Source organism: Ruminococcus sp. B05 (assembly GCF_003628495.1).
Lineage (GTDB): Bacteria > Bacillota > Clostridia > Lachnospirales > Lachnospiraceae > Schaedlerella > Schaedlerella hominis.
The window spans coordinates 265,594-282,113 of the sequence record NZ_RBZR01000002.1; the positions used below are offsets into that span (position 1 = coordinate 265,594).

At 38.5% G+C, this 16,520-nt stretch carries 16 protein-coding genes; all 16 read right to left on the minus strand.

Annotated elements, in window-relative coordinates:
* Nucleotides 1-2: 2 nt before the first annotated feature.
* Entirely contained in the window at nt 3-941 is a 939-nt protein-coding gene (locus D8Q48_RS04215; RefSeq protein WP_118723965.1) for a tRNA-dihydrouridine synthase family protein, read from the minus strand.
* 27 nt (nt 942-968) lie between these two features.
* Nucleotides 969-1,520: a hypothetical protein gene (locus D8Q48_RS04220; protein ID WP_121055545.1), complete on the minus strand. Its 552-nt coding sequence runs from the start codon at nt 1,518-1,520 to the stop codon at nt 969-971.
* Nucleotides 1,511-2,155 carry a J domain-containing protein gene (locus D8Q48_RS04225; protein ID WP_022074562.1) on the minus strand — a complete coding sequence of 215 codons (645 nt, stop codon included), beginning with the start codon at nt 2,153-2,155 and terminating at the stop codon, nt 1,511-1,513. The genes D8Q48_RS04220 and D8Q48_RS04225 overlap by 10 nt, the downstream gene beginning before the upstream one ends.
* 69 nt (nt 2,156-2,224) lie before the next feature.
* Complete coding sequence (locus tag D8Q48_RS04230; protein ID WP_118688609.1) at nt 2,225-3,067, minus strand: DUF5685 family protein; 843 nt, start codon at nt 3,065-3,067, stop codon at nt 2,225-2,227.
* Between the two features lie 3 nt (nt 3,068-3,070).
* Nucleotides 3,071-4,567 carry a glycerol kinase GlpK gene (gene glpK, locus D8Q48_RS04235; protein WP_121055547.1) on the minus strand — a complete coding sequence of 499 codons (1,497 nt, stop codon included), beginning with the start codon at nt 4,565-4,567 and terminating at the stop codon, nt 3,071-3,073.
* A gap of 132 nt (nt 4,568-4,699) precedes the next feature.
* Nucleotides 4,700-8,248, minus strand: coding sequence for a pyruvate:ferredoxin (flavodoxin) oxidoreductase (nifJ, locus tag D8Q48_RS04240; protein WP_121055549.1), 3,549 nt, complete (start codon nt 8,246-8,248; stop codon nt 4,700-4,702).
* A 277-nt stretch (nt 8,249-8,525) separates the two neighbouring features.
* Complete coding sequence (lgt, locus tag D8Q48_RS04245; RefSeq protein ID WP_121055551.1) at nt 8,526-9,386, minus strand: prolipoprotein diacylglyceryl transferase; 861 nt, start codon at nt 9,384-9,386, stop codon at nt 8,526-8,528.
* Between the two features lie 57 nt (nt 9,387-9,443).
* The gene (gene ychF / locus D8Q48_RS04250) at nt 9,444-10,541 is read right to left on the minus strand and encodes a redox-regulated ATPase YchF (protein ID WP_121055553.1); all 1,098 of its coding nucleotides are present in this window, start codon (nt 10,539-10,541) and stop codon (nt 9,444-9,446) included.
* Between the two features lie 255 nt (nt 10,542-10,796).
* Complete coding sequence (locus D8Q48_RS17105) at nt 10,797-10,982, minus strand: hypothetical protein (RefSeq protein ID WP_172696950.1); 186 nt, start codon at nt 10,980-10,982, stop codon at nt 10,797-10,799.
* A 211-nt stretch (nt 10,983-11,193) separates the two neighbouring features.
* On the minus strand, nt 11,194-12,096 hold the full coding sequence (locus D8Q48_RS04265) for an ABC transporter permease (protein ID WP_121055557.1): 903 nt from the start codon (nt 12,094-12,096) through the stop codon (nt 11,194-11,196).
* On the minus strand, nt 12,096-13,007 hold the full coding sequence (locus D8Q48_RS04270) for an ABC transporter ATP-binding protein (protein ID WP_121055590.1): 912 nt from the start codon (nt 13,005-13,007) through the stop codon (nt 12,096-12,098). Before D8Q48_RS04270 ends, D8Q48_RS04265 begins: the two co-directional genes overlap by 1 nt.
* An 83-nt stretch (nt 13,008-13,090) precedes the next feature.
* On the minus strand, nt 13,091-13,546 hold the full coding sequence (locus D8Q48_RS04275; RefSeq protein WP_121055559.1) for a GNAT family N-acetyltransferase: 456 nt from the start codon (nt 13,544-13,546) through the stop codon (nt 13,091-13,093).
* Between the two features lie 74 nt (nt 13,547-13,620).
* Complete coding sequence (locus D8Q48_RS04280; protein WP_121055561.1) at nt 13,621-13,809, minus strand: hypothetical protein; 189 nt, start codon at nt 13,807-13,809, stop codon at nt 13,621-13,623.
* Between the two features lie 133 nt (nt 13,810-13,942).
* Nucleotides 13,943-14,065: a hypothetical protein gene (locus tag D8Q48_RS17870; RefSeq protein WP_330514299.1), complete on the minus strand. Its 123-nt coding sequence runs from the start codon at nt 14,063-14,065 to the stop codon at nt 13,943-13,945.
* A 166-nt stretch (nt 14,066-14,231) separates the two neighbouring features.
* Complete coding sequence (locus tag D8Q48_RS04290; RefSeq protein ID WP_121055563.1) at nt 14,232-14,999, minus strand: zinc ribbon domain-containing protein; 768 nt, start codon at nt 14,997-14,999, stop codon at nt 14,232-14,234.
* Between the two features lie 163 nt (nt 15,000-15,162).
* On the minus strand, nt 15,163-16,520 hold a 1,358-nt coding region (locus D8Q48_RS04295), incomplete at its 5' end, for an ABC transporter permease (protein WP_130647811.1).

Here is a 16,520-nt window from a genome sequence, read left to right on the forward strand (position 1 = left end):
ATTCATCTTACCAGTTCTTGCTCTTGAAACAATTTTTCTACCGCTTCGTCATACTTATACAGTTTTTCACATTTTTTAATCTTTTTGACATATTTTTCATAATTGGTAAAAATAGGTCCAAGAAAGCTCCATAATTCTTTCATTTTAAATAAAATTGTCTTGTCCCCTGAGAGTACTTCCTTGTATCCTGCATACAATTCATCATGAAATGCTCTTAAGGATATTTTGTCTACCGGTTTATTTTCTTTAATTTCCCTGATAAGCCCAGGATTTTTCAACAGACCTCTTCCCAACATAATACAGTCTACCGTCGGAAATTCTTTTCTAAATTCTTCGTAATCATTTTTTGTAAATATATCTCCATTATAACAAATTGGATTTTTACTCTTTTTCAATGCTTCTGCAAATACATCCTTATTCGGATGATTTTTATAAAAATCCTTTTGTACACGCGGATGTATAATCAGTTCTTTCATCTGATATTTATTATAAATGTCTAACAATCTAACAAATTCATCCGGGCTTTCTTTTCCAATTCGGGTTTTGATAGAAATTTCTAATTTACACTTCCTAAAAATCTCATCTAAAAATTGTTCCAATTCATCCGGATACGCTAAGAATCCGGATCCTCTCATTTTTGAAATCACCGTTTTTGACGGACATCCCAGATTCAAATTAATTTCTTTATACCCATATGCTTCTAGCTTTTCTGCTGTCCGTAGAAAATCTTCCGCTTTATTTGTCAAAATCTGCGGAACAGGATACATATTCAAGTTATTCTCCGGCATAATATCTTGTTTTTCTCTTGTGCTAAAATTACCATTTTGATTTGGTCTGATAAATGGGATGAAGTATTTATCAGCTCCGCCAAAATGATGATAAAGTGCTGTTCGAAACACATGTCCGGTAATTCCTTCCAAAGGTGCTGTATATATTTTCATTTTTTCCTCTTCTAAAAAAGGAAAGCCTTAATTGAAAAGCTTTCCTCTTATCTTATTCCAAATTGTTCCTACTGCATAATCATATGCTTTATCATAGATAAATAAGCCAATCTGACCGGCAATCAACACTCCAATCGTCATGCCTGCAGACAGTTGTTTTCCAAATAATAATTTGCTGCATCCAAGCACTGCCGGAATATACATCAAATTAAATATTGCATATTTAATCACCCATAATGCCACTTTGTATTGCTCTATGCTAAACATTGTATTATTGCCAAGCATCTTCCTAATCTGTCTCCAGACACTTTCTGACAATAATATATAAATTCCCATAGCGGCATAAGTAACTACATATAATTTATTTGGCACAACAATCACTCCAAGCAGTACTCCCGCCAAATAAAATGCACATCCTGTCTTCATACCAAATTCTCGGATTATAATTCCCACAAAAAATGACGCCAGTGCAAGAAAAAATACAGTATTCGATTCCAATATATTGCCTAGTAACATACTGACAATTGAAAATGCCAGCATCAAACCGCCAATCGCTATTTTCTTAGCTTTTACATGCATGGACAAAGATCGCCTCCCATACATTCACAAAGCGTATCTGCAATCCAAAGATCACAGCACGCATTCCCTGTTCCACAAGAATCCGTATTTCTGCCATAACCTGCTCCATATGGATTGTTCTGGTAACGCTGTCCACTCCACTCTAGCTGGTTTAACAATCGACGATACTGCTGATTGTTCGGCTCCATATTTACAGCCTGATTCACTTGATCACGTGCAATCAGATTATTCCCCATATTTGCATTAGCAACGGCACTTAAATAGTACCACTGGGCATCTCTGTTGTTCATTCCATTCAAAACATTCAACGCTTCTGGATATCGTCTTGCATTCAAATAATTATAAACAGCCTGTATCTGTGGATTCTGTTCTGTTCCATATCCACTATTATAGCTGTATCCTCCGCCCTGATAGCCGCCATTAGACTGATATCCTCCCTGTGCACGCTGTCTCATAATCTCATCATAAGCTTCCTGAACTTCTTTAAATTTTTCTTCTGCCAAATCTGCCAGCGGATTATTCACATTCGCATCCGGGTGATATTTTCTCGTCATATCACGATATGCTCTTTTCACTTCATCATCTGAAGCATTTGGTGAAATCCCAAGTACTTCATATGGATTCTTACTCGTCATTTAATACTCCATTCTATTATGTTTCTATCAATGTAACGTTACAATCATATACCACTTTTAAAAAAAAGTCTACTTTCTATCCGCTTTTTTCTCTTCTTTTTCCATCTGTTTTTTTCGATATTTCGTCCAGACACCTGCGTATAAAATATTTCGCAATATCTCCACATCAACCAGACACGGTAACTGCTCAAATGCTGTGCTGCATTCCGCAATCATCATTTGAAGCATCTGGTAACATTTTTCTTCAAAATTTTCTTCAAAACGCAATATCTTCAACGGATTATAGCATTTCTCTTTCATATCCTTTTGCAAATCGTCATATGCATCCATAATATAAATGAATTTTCCGAGGAAGAACCCAACCTTCCTAAGCGTCGGTTCCCATATATCTTCCTTATACACAAGTAATTCTTCCATCAACCTTCCGAAACACCCTGCCGGTAAATCTATGTTCTGACAATTTTCCTTTTCATACTCTGCCAGCTTTTTTAGTTCTCTACGAATCACTTGGCTTTGTCTTTTATATTTTTTCTCTATCTTCTTAGCTTTTCCATGAAGCGTTTTCGAAGCAAGTAATCCACTTACTTTCTTTTCATCTTGCCAGTTATCTATCATGTGATAATATGCAAGCAGCACATTCATATCTGCACAATATTCTGTAATCTCATTCTGGATCATCCACTGCTTTTTCACCGGGTGAGTCTTACATCTATGTGAAGAAGTCAGGCCTTTCACCTCATACAAGGACGTCAAAAGTATCACTGCAAATGTCATATCATATGTCAATGTCAGCTGACCAACATTCCCATGTCTCTCCTTTAAAGTCCGACACAACCCACAATAATATGAACGATATTTTCTCCAGTCCTTCATCTTCAATTCAGGTTCACAAATTGTCACATATCCAAACATTTTTTATTCCTCTTCTGCCCATCCATAAGAACGCTCTACCGCCCGCTTCCATCCACGGAGCATTTTGTCTCGTTTTTCACTTTCAATATTTGGCGTAAATGTGCGGTCAATTGCCCAATTCTTTACTACTTCTTCTTTATCTTTCCAATATCCCACTGCAAGTCCCGCCAGATAAGCTGCTCCCATCGCTGTTGTCTCTACGCATTTTGGTCTGTTAACCGGAGCATCACTGATATTTGCCTGTGTCTGCATCAAGAAATTATTTGCACTTGCGCCTCCATCTACCTTTAATGTTGCCAGCTGCAAATCCGCATCTGACTTCATTGCCTGTAATACATCATTTACTTGATATGCTAAAGATTCCAAAGTTGCTCTTACAATGTGGTATTTATTTACTCCACGAGTCAATCCGACAATCGCGCCCCTTGCATATTGATCCCAATATGGGGCTCCCAACCCGGTAAATGCAGGAACAACATAACAGCCATTTGCATCTGGAACCTTCTGAGCCATATACTCTGTGTCAGATGCCGAATCGATCAATCGCAACTCATCTCGAAGCCACTGTATCGCTGCTCCTGCTACAAATATTGAGCCCTCCAGAGCATAATTCACCTTACCATCAATTCCCCAGGCAATTGTTGTAACCAGGCCATTTTCAGAAAACACCGGTGTCTCCCCTGTATTCATCAACAAAAAACATCCTGTTCCGTATGTATTTTTTGCTTCTCCTTTTTCAAAACAAGTCTGACCAAATAATGCCGCCTGCTGATCTCCTGCCGCTCCTGCAATTGGGATACGTCCGCCGAAAAATGATGGGTCTGTCTCGCCATAAATCTCACTGGATGGTTTTGCCTGTGGAAGCATGCTTTTCGGAATCCTAAGTTCTGCCAGAATTTCTTCATCCCATTCTAAAGTATTAATATTGAACATCATTGTCCGGGATGCATTGGAATAATCTGTTACGTGAACAGCGCCCCTTGTCAGCTTCCATATCAGCCAGGTTTCTACTGTTCCAAACAAAAGTTCTCCACGCTCTGCACGCTCTCTTGCGCCCTCCACATTATCTAATATCCATTTTACCTTTGTTCCAGAAAAATATGCATCAATGACCAATCCTGTTTTCTTACGAAATGTCTCTGTAAGTCCTTTTTCTTTCAATTCATCACAATATCTGGATGTACGTCTGCATTGCCACACGATTGCATGATAGATTGGTTTTCCGGTATTTTTATCCCACACAATCGTTGTCTCACGCTGGTTTGTAATACCTATTGCCGCAATTTCTTCTGCCGATACACCGATTTTATTCATTGCATCACGTGCCACCTGCAGCTGTGTTGACCAGATTTCTCCTGCATCATGTTCAACCCATCCCGGTTTTGGAAAATACTGTGTAAATTCTTTTTGTGCTACACTACACATCTCGCCTTTTTCATTAAATAAAATGCATCTGTTGCTAGTAGTTCCGGCATCTAACGCCATAATATATTTCCCCATATTTTTTCTCCTGTTCTATCTAATCCGTTCTTTTCAATCTATTTTATATTATAACGTATTGCATAAAAAAAGACCAGCATGTTTCCATGCCGGTCTCTCTTTAATCACCGATTCTCATCGAGTAATTTATTCTTATTTCTCTTCTTCTCCATAGAGTGTGATTAACTTCTTCAGGTAATCATATCTCTCTGCTGCTTCCTGCTCATTGATTGCGAACAGTTTGTCAGCTTTTTCTGGATTAGCTCTCTTCAGAGCGTTGTAACGAACTTCTCCGTTCAGGAAGTCCTGATATCCTTCCATCTTAGGCTCTTTACTATCAAGAGTAAACTTATTGCCTTCAGCAGCTGGATTGAATCTGAAGTTGTTCCAGTATCCGCATTCTACTGCAAGCTGTTCCTCTGTCATAGCTTTGCTCATACCCTTCTTAATACCATGGTTGATACATGGAGCGTATGCGATGATAAGTGATGGTCCTGGATAAGCCTCTGCCTCTGCAATTGCTTTTACAGTCTGATTGAAATCAGCACCCATAGCAATCTGTGCAACATATACATAACCATAGCTCATAGCCATGCTTGCAAGGTCTTTCTTCTTAGTCTCTTTTCCGCCTGCTGCGAACTGAGCTGTAGCACCAGTCTTAGTAGCTTTAGAAGACTGTCCACCTGTATTAGAATATACCTCTGTATCGAATACCATGATATTGATATCTTTCTTGCTTGCAAGAACATGGTCAACACCACCAAATCCGATATCGTAAGCCCATCCGTCTCCACCGAAGATCCACTGAGATTTCTTAGACAGGTAGTCTTTCATCTTCAGTACTTCAGCTCTTTCTTCAAGGTCACATGAGCATGCTTCCAATGCTGCTACAAGTTTATCTGTTGCTGCACCATTAGCTGCTCCATTTGTAAATGTATCAAGATATTCTTTTGCTGCTGCTTTTACATCTTCTTTTTCAGCAACTTCAGCAATCTTCTCTACTTTACCTTTCAATCTGTCTCTGATTGTATTCTGTGCAAGAAGCATACCATAACCAAACTCAGCATTATCTTCGAAGAGTGAGTTAGACCAAGCTGGTCCTTTTCCTTCTGGAGTTACTGTGTAAGGTGTTGATGGTGAAGAGTTACCCCAGATTGAAGAACATCCTGTTGCATTTGCAATGTACATTCTATCTCCGAATAACTGTGTAATTAATTTAGCGTAAGGTGTCTCACCACATCCAGCACAAGCTCCTGAGAACTCAAGCAATGGCTGTTTGAACTGACTTCCTTTCACTGTTTCTGGTTTGAACTTAGCAACAACTTCTGGTTTTACAGGAATCTCTGTACCGAAATCGAAGTACTGCTGTTCTCCAGCGTTCTCTTCCATGTTTGCCATTGTAAGAGCTTTTTCACCCTTCTTACCTGGACAAACGTTAGCACAAGATCCACATCCTGTACAGTCATAAGCTGAAACAGTCATTGTGAATTTCATTCCTGGCATACCGATCATATCCAGTGTCTTGATTCCTTCTGGAGCTTTTGCAGCTTCTTCTTCTGTAAGAGCTACCGGACGGATAACTGCGTGTGGACATACATATGCACAACGGTTACACTGAATACATGTATCTGGATTCCATACTGGAATATCTACTGCGATACCACGTTTCTCATATGCAGATGTTCCTGATGGTGTAGAACCATCTACATACTCTGCAAATGCAGATACTGGAAGTGTATTACCTTCCTGAGCATTTACTTTAGCCTGGATATTCTTAGCAAATGATACGGCATCTTTTCTTCCTGCTTCATCTACATGTGGAGCGAAAAGACCTTCATCAGCTGCATCTTTCCAGCTTTCTGGAACTTCGATGGCTACTACCTGTTTTGCACCGGCATCAATAGCATCGTAGTTCATCTGTACAATCTTGTCACCTTTTCTTCCGTAAGTAGCTTTTGCTGCTTTCTTCATAAGGTCAATTGCTTCTTCCTCTGGAATAATAGCTGCCAGTTTGAAGAATGCTGACTGGAGAACTGTATTGATACGTCCGCCAAGTCCGATTTCTTTACCAATCTTGATACCATCGATTGTGTAAAGTTTGATGTCATGGTTAGCAATAAAAGCTTTCACCTGTCCTGGTAAATGCTCCTCAAGACCTTCCATATCCCATGGGCAGTTCAGAAGGAATGTACCACCGTCAACTAATTCCTGAACCATGTTATATTTATTTACATATGATGGGTTATGACATGCAACAAAGTTTGCCTGGTGAATCAAATAAGTTGATTTGATTGGTGATTTACCAAAACGCAGGTGAGACATTGTTACACCACCAGACTTCTTAGAATCATAGTCAAAGTAAGCCTGTGCATACATGTCTGTATTGTCACCGATAATCTTGATAGAGTTCTTGTTAGCACCTACAGTACCATCTGCTCCAAGACCCCAGAACTTACAGTTGATTGTTCCTTCTGGTGTTGTAACAAGTGGTTTGCCTGTCTCTAATGACAGATTTGTAACATCATCAACGATACCAAGTGTAAATCTTGGTTTTTCATCATTGTTATATACTGCTACGATCTGTGCAGGTGTTGTATCTTTAGAACCTAATCCATAACGTCCTGAGAATACAGGTACTGCATCGAATTTAGATCCTTTAAGTGCTGCAACTACATCTAAATACAGTGGCTCGCCAAGTGATCCTGGCTCTTTTGTTCTGTCAAGGACAGAAATTTTCTTAACGCTGTCTGGAATAGCTGCGATCAAAGCTTCTGCGCTGAATGGTCTGTAAAGACGAACTTTAACAACACCAACTTTTTCTCCGGCTTTTGTTAAGTAATCAATTGTCTCTTCGATTGTGTCACAAACAGATCCCATAGCAACGATAATGTGCTCAGCATCTTCTGCTCCATAGTAGTTGAACAGTTTGTAATCTGTTCCGATCTTCTCGTTAACTTTGTCCATATATTTCTGAACAACGCCTGGAAGCGCATCATAATATGGGTTACATGCTTCTCTTGCCTGGAAGAAGATGTCCGGGTTCTGAGCTGAACCTCTCTGACATGGGTGATTTGGATTCAGTGCATGTGCACGGAATTCATCAACTGCATCCATGTTAACCATATCTTTCAGATCTTCGTAATCCCATGTCTCGATTTTCTGAATCTCATGAGATGTTCTGAATCCATCAAAGAAGTTGATAAATGGAAGTTTTCCTTCCAATGCTGCACAGTGTGCTACTGGTGTTAAATCCATAACTTCCTGAACACTTGATTCACAAAGCATAGCAGCACCTGTCTGACGACAAGCATAAACATCTGAATGATCTCCGAAAATGTTCAATGCGTGGCTTGCCAATGCACGAGCAGATACGTTAAATACACCTGGTAACTGCTCTCCTGCTACTTTATATAAGTTAGGAATCATAAGAAGTAATCCCTGTGATGCTGTAAATGTTGTTGTCAATGCTCCGGCTGATAAGGAACCATGTACTGCTCCTGCTGCTCCTGCCTCTGACTGCATCTCTGTTACCTGTACAGTCTGTCCGAAAATATTCTCTCTACCTTCTGTAGCCCATTCGTCAACGTGCTCTGGCATAACAGATGATGGTGTAATAGGGTAAATAGCTGCAACTTCTGTATAAGCATATGAAACGTGAGCTGCTGCCTGGTTACCATCCATGGTCTTCATTTTTCTTGCCATTTCTTGTTCCTCCTTAAATAGTACATTGCAAAAAGTTATTCTTTCACATGTAAATTTATTATATCCCTAAATTCTTCAAAAGTCCATAGAATCCCTTCTGGTTTTTGTTTCTTTTCCAATACATTGAACAAAAAATGTAACATTTTATCACATCTTTATGACATATTTGTTAATAAAATGACAAGCTTGGTGTGAAAAGTCACTTTATTTTTCCTTATATAACCTTTTACTAAATAAAAAAACACGCAGCACACTCTTCGCACACTGCGTGTTTCTTCTATTTCTTTTTCGTATATCTGATTTTTTGAACCATCAAAATTATTCCTGTGGTTGCGACAATAAGTGCTGCCAAAAGCTGTGATACCGGAACTCCGATTCTGTGCAATATCAATTGATCTGTACGAAGTCCTTCAATCCAGACTCTTCCCAGACCATATCCAAACAAATACATCAAGAATAATTCTCCATTATATTTTTTGTGCTTTCTATACAGAAACAAAACAAGTAATACACAAGCGCACCAAAATGATTCGTATAAAAATGTCGGATGCACTTGAATGTACTGCGCACCACGAATTATCTGTACATGTGCCCACATTTTCTCTGTAATGTCACTATCTCTTACCGCATCTACCGGAAGTCTCATAGCAAACAGTGAATCGGTATATTCACCAAATGCTTCACGATTAAAGAAATTTCCCCATCGTCCAAGCATCTGACCATTTACCAATGACATTGCAATCGTATCAAGAATCAACGGAGCACTGATTTTTTTCACTTTTGAACAAATTAAGACTGCAATAACCGCACCAATTACACCGCCATAAATCGCAAGACCGCCTTCTCTCAGATTAAAGACATCTAATATATTGTCCTTATACATATCCCATGAAAATATAACATAATAAATTCTAGCTCCGGCGATTCCTACAATTACACCAAAAATCCCCATATCGAGATAATCTTCCGGATTCTGTCCTGTCCTCTTTGCTTCTCTTGTCGCGATCCAGAAGCCAAGCATAATTGCTGTTCCTATGATGATCCCATAATATGCGATATCAAATCCATGCAGCGAAATCACTTTTCCAACATGATCAAATGTTATTCCCAAATTTGGGAAACTGATATCATAATGCATTCTTTTTCTCCTCTATCCAGCTGATTCCATTAATAAAATGAAATATTTTTCTACAAGTTATACATTAAAACGGAATACGATGATATCTCCATCCTGTACGACATAATCTTTACCTTCCAGACGTACGAGACCTTTTTCTCTTGCTGCAGCATGTGTTCCACATGCGATCAGATCATCATAACTTACGATTTCTGCACGAATAAATCCTCTTTCAAAATCAGAATGAATCTTACCTGCTGCCTGTGGAGCTTTTGTTCCTTTCTTGATTGTCCAAGCACGAACCTCTGGCTCTCCGGCTGTCAAATAGCTGATCAATCCAAGCAGGCTGTAACTTGCTTTGATCAGTTTTTCCAGTCCGGATTCCGATAATCCAAGATCCTCTAAGAACATCTTCTTCTCTTCATCATCCAATTCTGCGATTTCCTGCTCAATCTGAGCACATACAACAAATACTTCAAATCCTTCCTGTGCTGCATACTCTCGTACTGCCTGCACTCCTGCATTCTGAGCACCATCATCTGCCAGGTCATCCTCGCATACATTTGCTGCAAAAATAACTGGTTTAGCTGTCAAAAGATTATAACTGTCAATTAATTCCTGCTCTTCGTCAGACTCTGCTTCAAAACTCTTAGCCAGTCTATTATCTTCCAGATGTGCTTTCATTCTGTTTAACAGCTCTAATTCTTTTGCTGCTTCTTTATCATTTCTTGCAACCTTTGTTGTCTTAGCAATTCTTCTTTCCAAAATCTCAAGATCAGAAAAAATCAACTCTAAATTTATTGTCTCAATATCACGCAGAGGATTGATACTTCCATCTACATGCACAATATTACTATCCTCAAAACATCTTACTACATGCACAATAGCATCTACTTCACGAATATTCGCAAGGAACTGGTTCCCAAGTCCTTCTCCTTTTGATGCTCCTTTAACAAGACCTGCAATATCAACGAATTCAATTACCGCCGGAACGATTTTCTTTGTGTTATACATCTCTCCTAATACATTCAGACGTTCATCTGGAACAGTAACAACACCGACATTCGGATCGATTGTACAGAATGGATAGTTTGCTGACTCTGCTCCTGCTTTTGTTAATGAATTAAATAATGTACTTTTTCCTACGTTTGGTAAACCAACGATTCCTAATTTCATCTTTTATATTTCCTCCTATAAATCCTTTGATTCTTTTCTTTTTGTTTTTTAGTATAGTAACTGCTTCTTCTGTTAAGGGTATCGTTCGATAACCTGATTTACTCTTTGGTTCTCCGCTACGCCACTCCTTTTCACTGTAACGGTATTCTATACTTCTCTTTCCAAACCGATCTACAAATCTGGCTGAGTATAATCTCGTACTTTCCTGGGATATTCCCTTGTCAAGTTCTTTACCTTTTAAATCTTTTCCATATTTCAGCTTCTCTCATAAGAAGCTCTAATACAGCACTTTGTATTATACCATAGCATCTTATTTTTGTGAATATTCATTTTTATATCATCCTCTTCGGGCGTACGGTCGGTTTTATTTGCCAGTCCCTTTCCGGCGATTTTAACCATGACATTCATCATGAAACGATATGCTCCATGAAGCTTCTTCACATCAAAGTTCCCCTGTAACGTAAATAAAGGAATCCTGTGCTTCCGGTATTTGATGTATATATGATTGCTTTCATTCTTCTGACCTCCCATAATATAAATGACGCAGTACAAAACTGTAATATTACAATCTGCACTGCGTCTTAGCGTCTGGCTTCCTTTACTATAAATTTTTCTGCATCGCCTAGCATTCTTAAAATTCAAGTCGAGCAGCCTATCGTCCGCCTTCACCCTCTGGCAACAATGTAACCACATAGTAAATAATTCCAAATACAGCTATGCTTCCCATCATAATGCCAATCATCTGATTTATACTCACCACATTTCCATGAAATACCGGATTGCAATCAAGCGTGTCTCTTATCGCTTCAACCATTTCATCCGGATAATGTTTTCTCTCCATCTCCCTGAAAACTCCGTGAAGCATATGATTCTTAATCAATGAAGTAGCATATGTACTCGGAAGATAAGACAGTGCCTTCTGAAGACCTGAACCAAAATTTGAAATCGGCATATAAGCACCACATATAAAACCATATCCTGCGCTGACAATTGTACCTACAGCTGAAAGCTGTCCCTGTGTTGTCAATGGAAAGCTAATGATACTTGAAAGCGTACTTCCAAACAGGACGAGCAATATCATATCAAATAAAACCCATAATATGTCTGCTGCATTCATATACCATCCCATTTTAAATAAATATCCCAGGCATAATACAAACGCAAGTCCATTGACCATCAAAGAATTAGCAACTGTTGAAAGGAAATAGCCCAAATAAATTTTTCCCCTGCTGACCGGTGAAACATTAAAATCCTTCCTTGTTCCATTTGCCTTGTCCTGCACCATAGTCAGATTCACACAAAATGTTACAGTGATACAGCTCACTGCCATAAGTGATGCTGTCAGTTGTGCTGCCACGGTTCCATTAATAAGCTTATCCGAAATCGTAATCATATCCGGAATTGCTGCTGTAAAAGAATCTCTGAAAACCTTTGCAAGAAACGTAGCATACAGAATAATCAGAATGACGGGTGTGATCATTGATGTAAACAACATCCCTTTATCTTTAAAAAACAGTTTCCTGTTCCTGTTCATTAGTGCCAATACTGTTCTCATCAGCGTTCACCTCCAAGCTTCTTTCCTGTGACTGCAAGAAATACGTCATCCATACCGCCTTTTACTACTTCATAATCCGTGAATAAGTCCTGATGCTCTACAATAAGTCTCGTTGCTTCCTTCGTATTTCTTACTTTTAACTGATATCCGTCACGTATTTTTTTATATTCTCTGTTCAATGACTTTATTTCATCTTCGGAAACCCCATAAACAGATACTATATCCTGTACATAATCATTTTTAAGTTCAAACGGTGTACCTTCCGCTGCAATACTTCCTTTGTCGAGAATCACAACATACCCGGCATTAGCAGCCTCTTCCATATAATGAGTGGTTAGAAATACTGTCATATTTTCATTTTTCTGAAGCTTCTCGATAACATTCCAGATTAACTGCCTTGTCTGCGGATCAAGCCCTGTAGTAGGTTCGTCAAGAATCAAAATTTCTGGTCTGTGCAATAATGCACGGGCAATATCAATCCTTCTTCTCTGACCTCCCGACAGCTTACCTACAGGTCTGTTTAAAAACTCGTCAAAATCCAAAATCTCGACCAGTTCCTGTAATCTTTTATCAAAAGCATTTCCTGTAATGCCGTACAACGCAGCTCTGCTCATCAGGTTTTCTTTCACTGTAAGCGGTTTATCAAGCACACTATCCTGAAATACAACACCAAGCATCCGCTTTGTCTGTGCACTGGCTTTGTCAGTTTCTATTCCATTTACCAGAACAGTTCCACTGTCTTTTTTCAGCAGTCCACAGAGAATAGAAATCGTTGTACTTTTCCCTGCACCGTTTACTCCAAGAAACGCAAACAATTCTCCTTTTTTCACACGAAAGCTCAGATCATTTACTGCTTTTACTTCGCCAAATCTTTTATTCAGATGGCTGATTTTAATGATATCTGTTTCCATATCTTCTCCTTTTTCATGCTGCTCCATATAATCAATAAATTGCTCTTTTCTCCCAAATCACCATAACAAATCCTGCGCTTTTGCTATAACATCAAGGATAACTCTATCTCATCTTCATCCATCGCTCCAGTCTCTTTAAAGCCTTTATTCTTATATAAATTTAATGCGTGAATATTGTCCATATTACAGGTTAGTGTTACTTTATCCGATGTCCCAAATGGTTTCGTTTTAATGTACTCAATCGTCAGTTCCAATGCAATACTTCCATACCCCTGTCCCTGATTAGATTCATCAATCATCATATGCCATATATCGTATTCTGGAATATCATAATCATAAATCACCATGACATAACCAATCATAGTATCATCCTTATAAATTCCAAACGGCTGACATTGATTCCTGTAAACATAAGCCTGTGCAAGGCTTCGAATTGGATGGGAAACAAAACGTTCCTGTCCGTTTGCGAGTTTCAAATTAAATGCTTCAATAAAATTATCTTCTGTAATCTGCCTGAGGCTGATATTATATTTTTCCATGTTATCTATTCGACCCCCTATATTTCTTCACTTTCACACAAATTTTTTAGCCGCACATAAACTATATTTTTCTATTACCCATCGCTCCGGATATGAGCTTCGATATATCGTTCCGGTTCAAATTTGCCTTCATATGTTGTGATACCGTTCTGCGTGGTAATCACCATTTTAGGTGAATCGTTGCCGCAGGCGGTCAGCAATAATAAAGCCGCAACGAGGACAAGGTGTGAAAAAACACCGAGACACTTCAAATTCTTTTCCATTTCATTCCGTTACTCCATTCCTTCGCGCAATTCTGCTTCATAACGGCATCCCAGAGACATCACACCGAGTGCCACGGATTTACCACCATAATTATTCTATCGTTAATTGAATTCATTGTCTATATACAGACAACTAACATGCACAAATCGCTACCAAGATGCATGATAATTCCATCTGCTGCTCCATACGCTGTACAATACAGTCAAAAATATCTCTCTTTCTTTTGTTATGACGGTACAATGCCCCTTTTGTCATATCAAGTTATCCTGCTATCCGGCTGACGTAGACAGTCTCGTAACCATCTCTGGCAAACAGATGCAGTGCCACAATTAATATTTTCTCTAAAATAAATAAACGACCATTTACGTTTTGATAATAGTAAACGGTCATTTATTTGTCTAGACTATTCTTTTTGTTTATATTATCTCTTTTTATAAATCACAAGCTCCGGATTTTCACCATTCTTCTCATATGTACATACGAGAAGAAAATCCATACCTGCAAGAATACCGAAGCACCTGTCTCCTCCGAATTCAGATTCCAATTGATTGCCCAGGTAGGTTTTCTGATCATCAAGGAATTTCACTTTTTGTCCATTAGGCAGAGTATATTCCAGATTCACATATTTTCCCACAAGTGCATTTAGTTTGTCTATCCTTGGAAGTCCGTCTATATGCAGATCATTAATTTCATTTATCAATTGCTTTTTAAACTCTTCAAACTGCCCATTATCACTAAGTTCATCATACCTTTTCCAGTAATCTAACTTTGGAAGCATTTCTTTCAGATAAGTGCGTGTCTGTTCTTCGTTAAAGCTTTCATTTACCATATTCTTTACACATACATCAATCAATTCATCCATATCGTTATATGTGTACGTTCCATCTGCATAGCACCATTTACAATACTTCTCATTTAATGTGCCATCTTTATCACGTCCCAATATGGAATCATCATCAATTGGCATCCCGCAGCACTGACAGATCAGCTTTCTGGGTTCTCCCAAAAGCGTATTGATTGAGACATCAAATTCTTTCGATAAGAGCTTAAGCGTATCCGTATTGGGAACTGTATCTCCATTTTCCCAACGTGATACTGCCTGCCTTGTAACCATGATTTTATCTGCCAGCTCGTCTTGTGACATTCCTCTTTCAGTACGAAGTTTCAAAATAATATTTTTTGTTTCCATAGTCGTCACCTCCGTTATCTTTATCATATCGATAAATCTGCAGGATGAAAAGCAACCTGCTGTTGCCATAAGCTATCTATATGATTTGATTATCACTCTTTGGTCATGACTTTCTTGCACCACCTTACAAGCCTTAAAAAGCGTATAATTCATTCCTTTTTGATCAATTTGTTTTTCCAGATTTTTCCTTACACACAAGACATGTAACAAAAATATTAATAACTGCAAATGATAACATTACACTCACAGTAATCTGAATCGGCCAATGAAATGTAAAGTATGATAATTTATTTTCCATATAAATTTTTACGCCAATCAAGGCTGCCACCCCTACAGTAAACAGCATTCCCATCACGCACAAAAAATAATAACTACTTTCTCCTAAGAGCATTAATTTCATTTGTTTATCCGTCATCCCGATACTTTTCATAATGTCGAATTCTTTTCTCCGAGAGTACATCCCTGTAAATACAACGTTGCAATAATTGGTCAATCCCGCAATGAATAATATGATACTTACAGCACCTAAGAGAATTCGATTTCCTCTCATATATGTTTCTTTTTGCTGCATCAGGTCTGATTTACAGATAACAAAAACTCCTGCTTCGCCGGTTCCTTCATCCATTGATACTTCTGTCATTTCAGAGCGTTTCTTATTTTCCTCGGAGACCAGCTCGCTGATCTGTGTTTTCACATAAGGTTCTTTTTCCGGATTGGCAGTTAATTCCATTGTTAATATCTTTTTCTCAGTTGGTATCTTTTGAAAGCCTTTCTCACTGATAAAATAGTATAAGCTGCATTCTCCATGCCAGGATTGATTTATTTCCGGGAAATCATCGTTTTGCCGATCCAAATAACCACATAGAGTAAATGTTTCAGATTCCTTTTGAGGGAATTCGTCTTCCTGTTGTTTCTCTTTATTCTCAGAATTACTTTGTTCTTTTCTAAGAATCGCATCTTCTCTTGAAAGCAAAGTTTTAAAGTATACCGGTTCGCCAATTGCTTCATCTGCAAGTTTTTGCTGTTCCGGGGTCAGCATATGATCATGTATGAGCAACACGCCATTTCCTTCTTCCAAAGATTTCAAATCAATATTGAGTTGATTATCCTGAACGTATTTCTCAAGCGACAAGATTTGATTGTCATTTAAAATCTGCACAGTATCCCAACTGAATCCTTCCACCATATTGTCATCTGTAAGATTCGAAAGCCCTTCGTCATAAGGACGGATGCCCTTTCTGGACATAACTGTAGTTACATAAGCTCCTTTGATCAAATTAGATTTTTCCCAATCGATACCATCTATCTTGTGTAATTTTTTCTCCAACTCTTGAGAGATTGGTGAAAATTCATCATAATCGTTATCATACAACAGTTCCACACCATCTCCCTGTGTCAGCAAAGGATCCACATCGATTTCTCTTGTTTTATATTCTTCCCCACACCCCTGACTTTTCCCGAATTCGCTAAACTCTCCTGCCAGCAAAAAATCAGGACGTTTCTCAAGAAGATGCTTATAAT

Excerpts from the sequence above, each read along its gene's own strand:
- D8Q48_RS04215 (WP_118723965.1), bottom strand. The coding sequence starts at position 941 with ATGAAAATATATACAGCACCTTTGGAAGGAATTACCGGACATGTGTTT.
- D8Q48_RS04220 (WP_121055545.1), bottom strand. The coding sequence starts at position 1,520 with ATGCATGTAAAAGCTAAGAAAATAGCGATTGGCGGTTTGATGCTGGCA.
- D8Q48_RS04225 (WP_022074562.1), bottom strand. The coding sequence starts at position 2,155 with ATGACGAGTAAGAATCCATATGAAGTACTTGGGATTTCACCAAATGCT.
- D8Q48_RS04230 (WP_118688609.1), bottom strand. The coding sequence starts at position 3,067 with ATGTTTGGATATGTGACAATTTGTGAACCTGAATTGAAGATGAAGGAC.
- glpK (WP_121055547.1), bottom strand. The coding sequence starts at position 4,567 with ATGGGGAAATATATTATGGCGTTAGATGCCGGAACTACTAGCAACAGA.
- nifJ (WP_121055549.1), bottom strand. The coding sequence starts at position 8,248 with ATGGCAAGAAAAATGAAGACCATGGATGGTAACCAGGCAGCAGCTCAC.
- lgt (WP_121055551.1), bottom strand. The coding sequence starts at position 9,386 with ATGCATTATGATATCAGTTTCCCAAATTTGGGAATAACATTTGATCAT.
- ychF (WP_121055553.1), bottom strand. The coding sequence starts at position 10,541 with ATGAAATTAGGAATCGTTGGTTTACCAAACGTAGGAAAAAGTACATTA.
- D8Q48_RS04265 (WP_121055557.1), bottom strand. The coding sequence starts at position 12,096 with ATGAGAACAGTATTGGCACTAATGAACAGGAACAGGAAACTGTTTTTT.
- D8Q48_RS04270 (WP_121055590.1), bottom strand. The coding sequence starts at position 13,007 with ATGGAAACAGATATCATTAAAATCAGCCATCTGAATAAAAGATTTGGC.
- D8Q48_RS04275 (WP_121055559.1), bottom strand. The coding sequence starts at position 13,546 with ATGGAAAAATATAATATCAGCCTCAGGCAGATTACAGAAGATAATTTT.
- D8Q48_RS04280 (WP_121055561.1), bottom strand. The coding sequence starts at position 13,809 with ATGGAAAAGAATTTGAAGTGTCTCGGTGTTTTTTCACACCTTGTCCTC.
- D8Q48_RS17870 (WP_330514299.1), bottom strand. The coding sequence starts at position 14,065 with ATGACAAAAGGGGCATTGTACCGTCATAACAAAAGAAAGAGAGATATT.
- D8Q48_RS04290 (WP_121055563.1), bottom strand. The coding sequence starts at position 14,999 with ATGGAAACAAAAAATATTATTTTGAAACTTCGTACTGAAAGAGGAATG.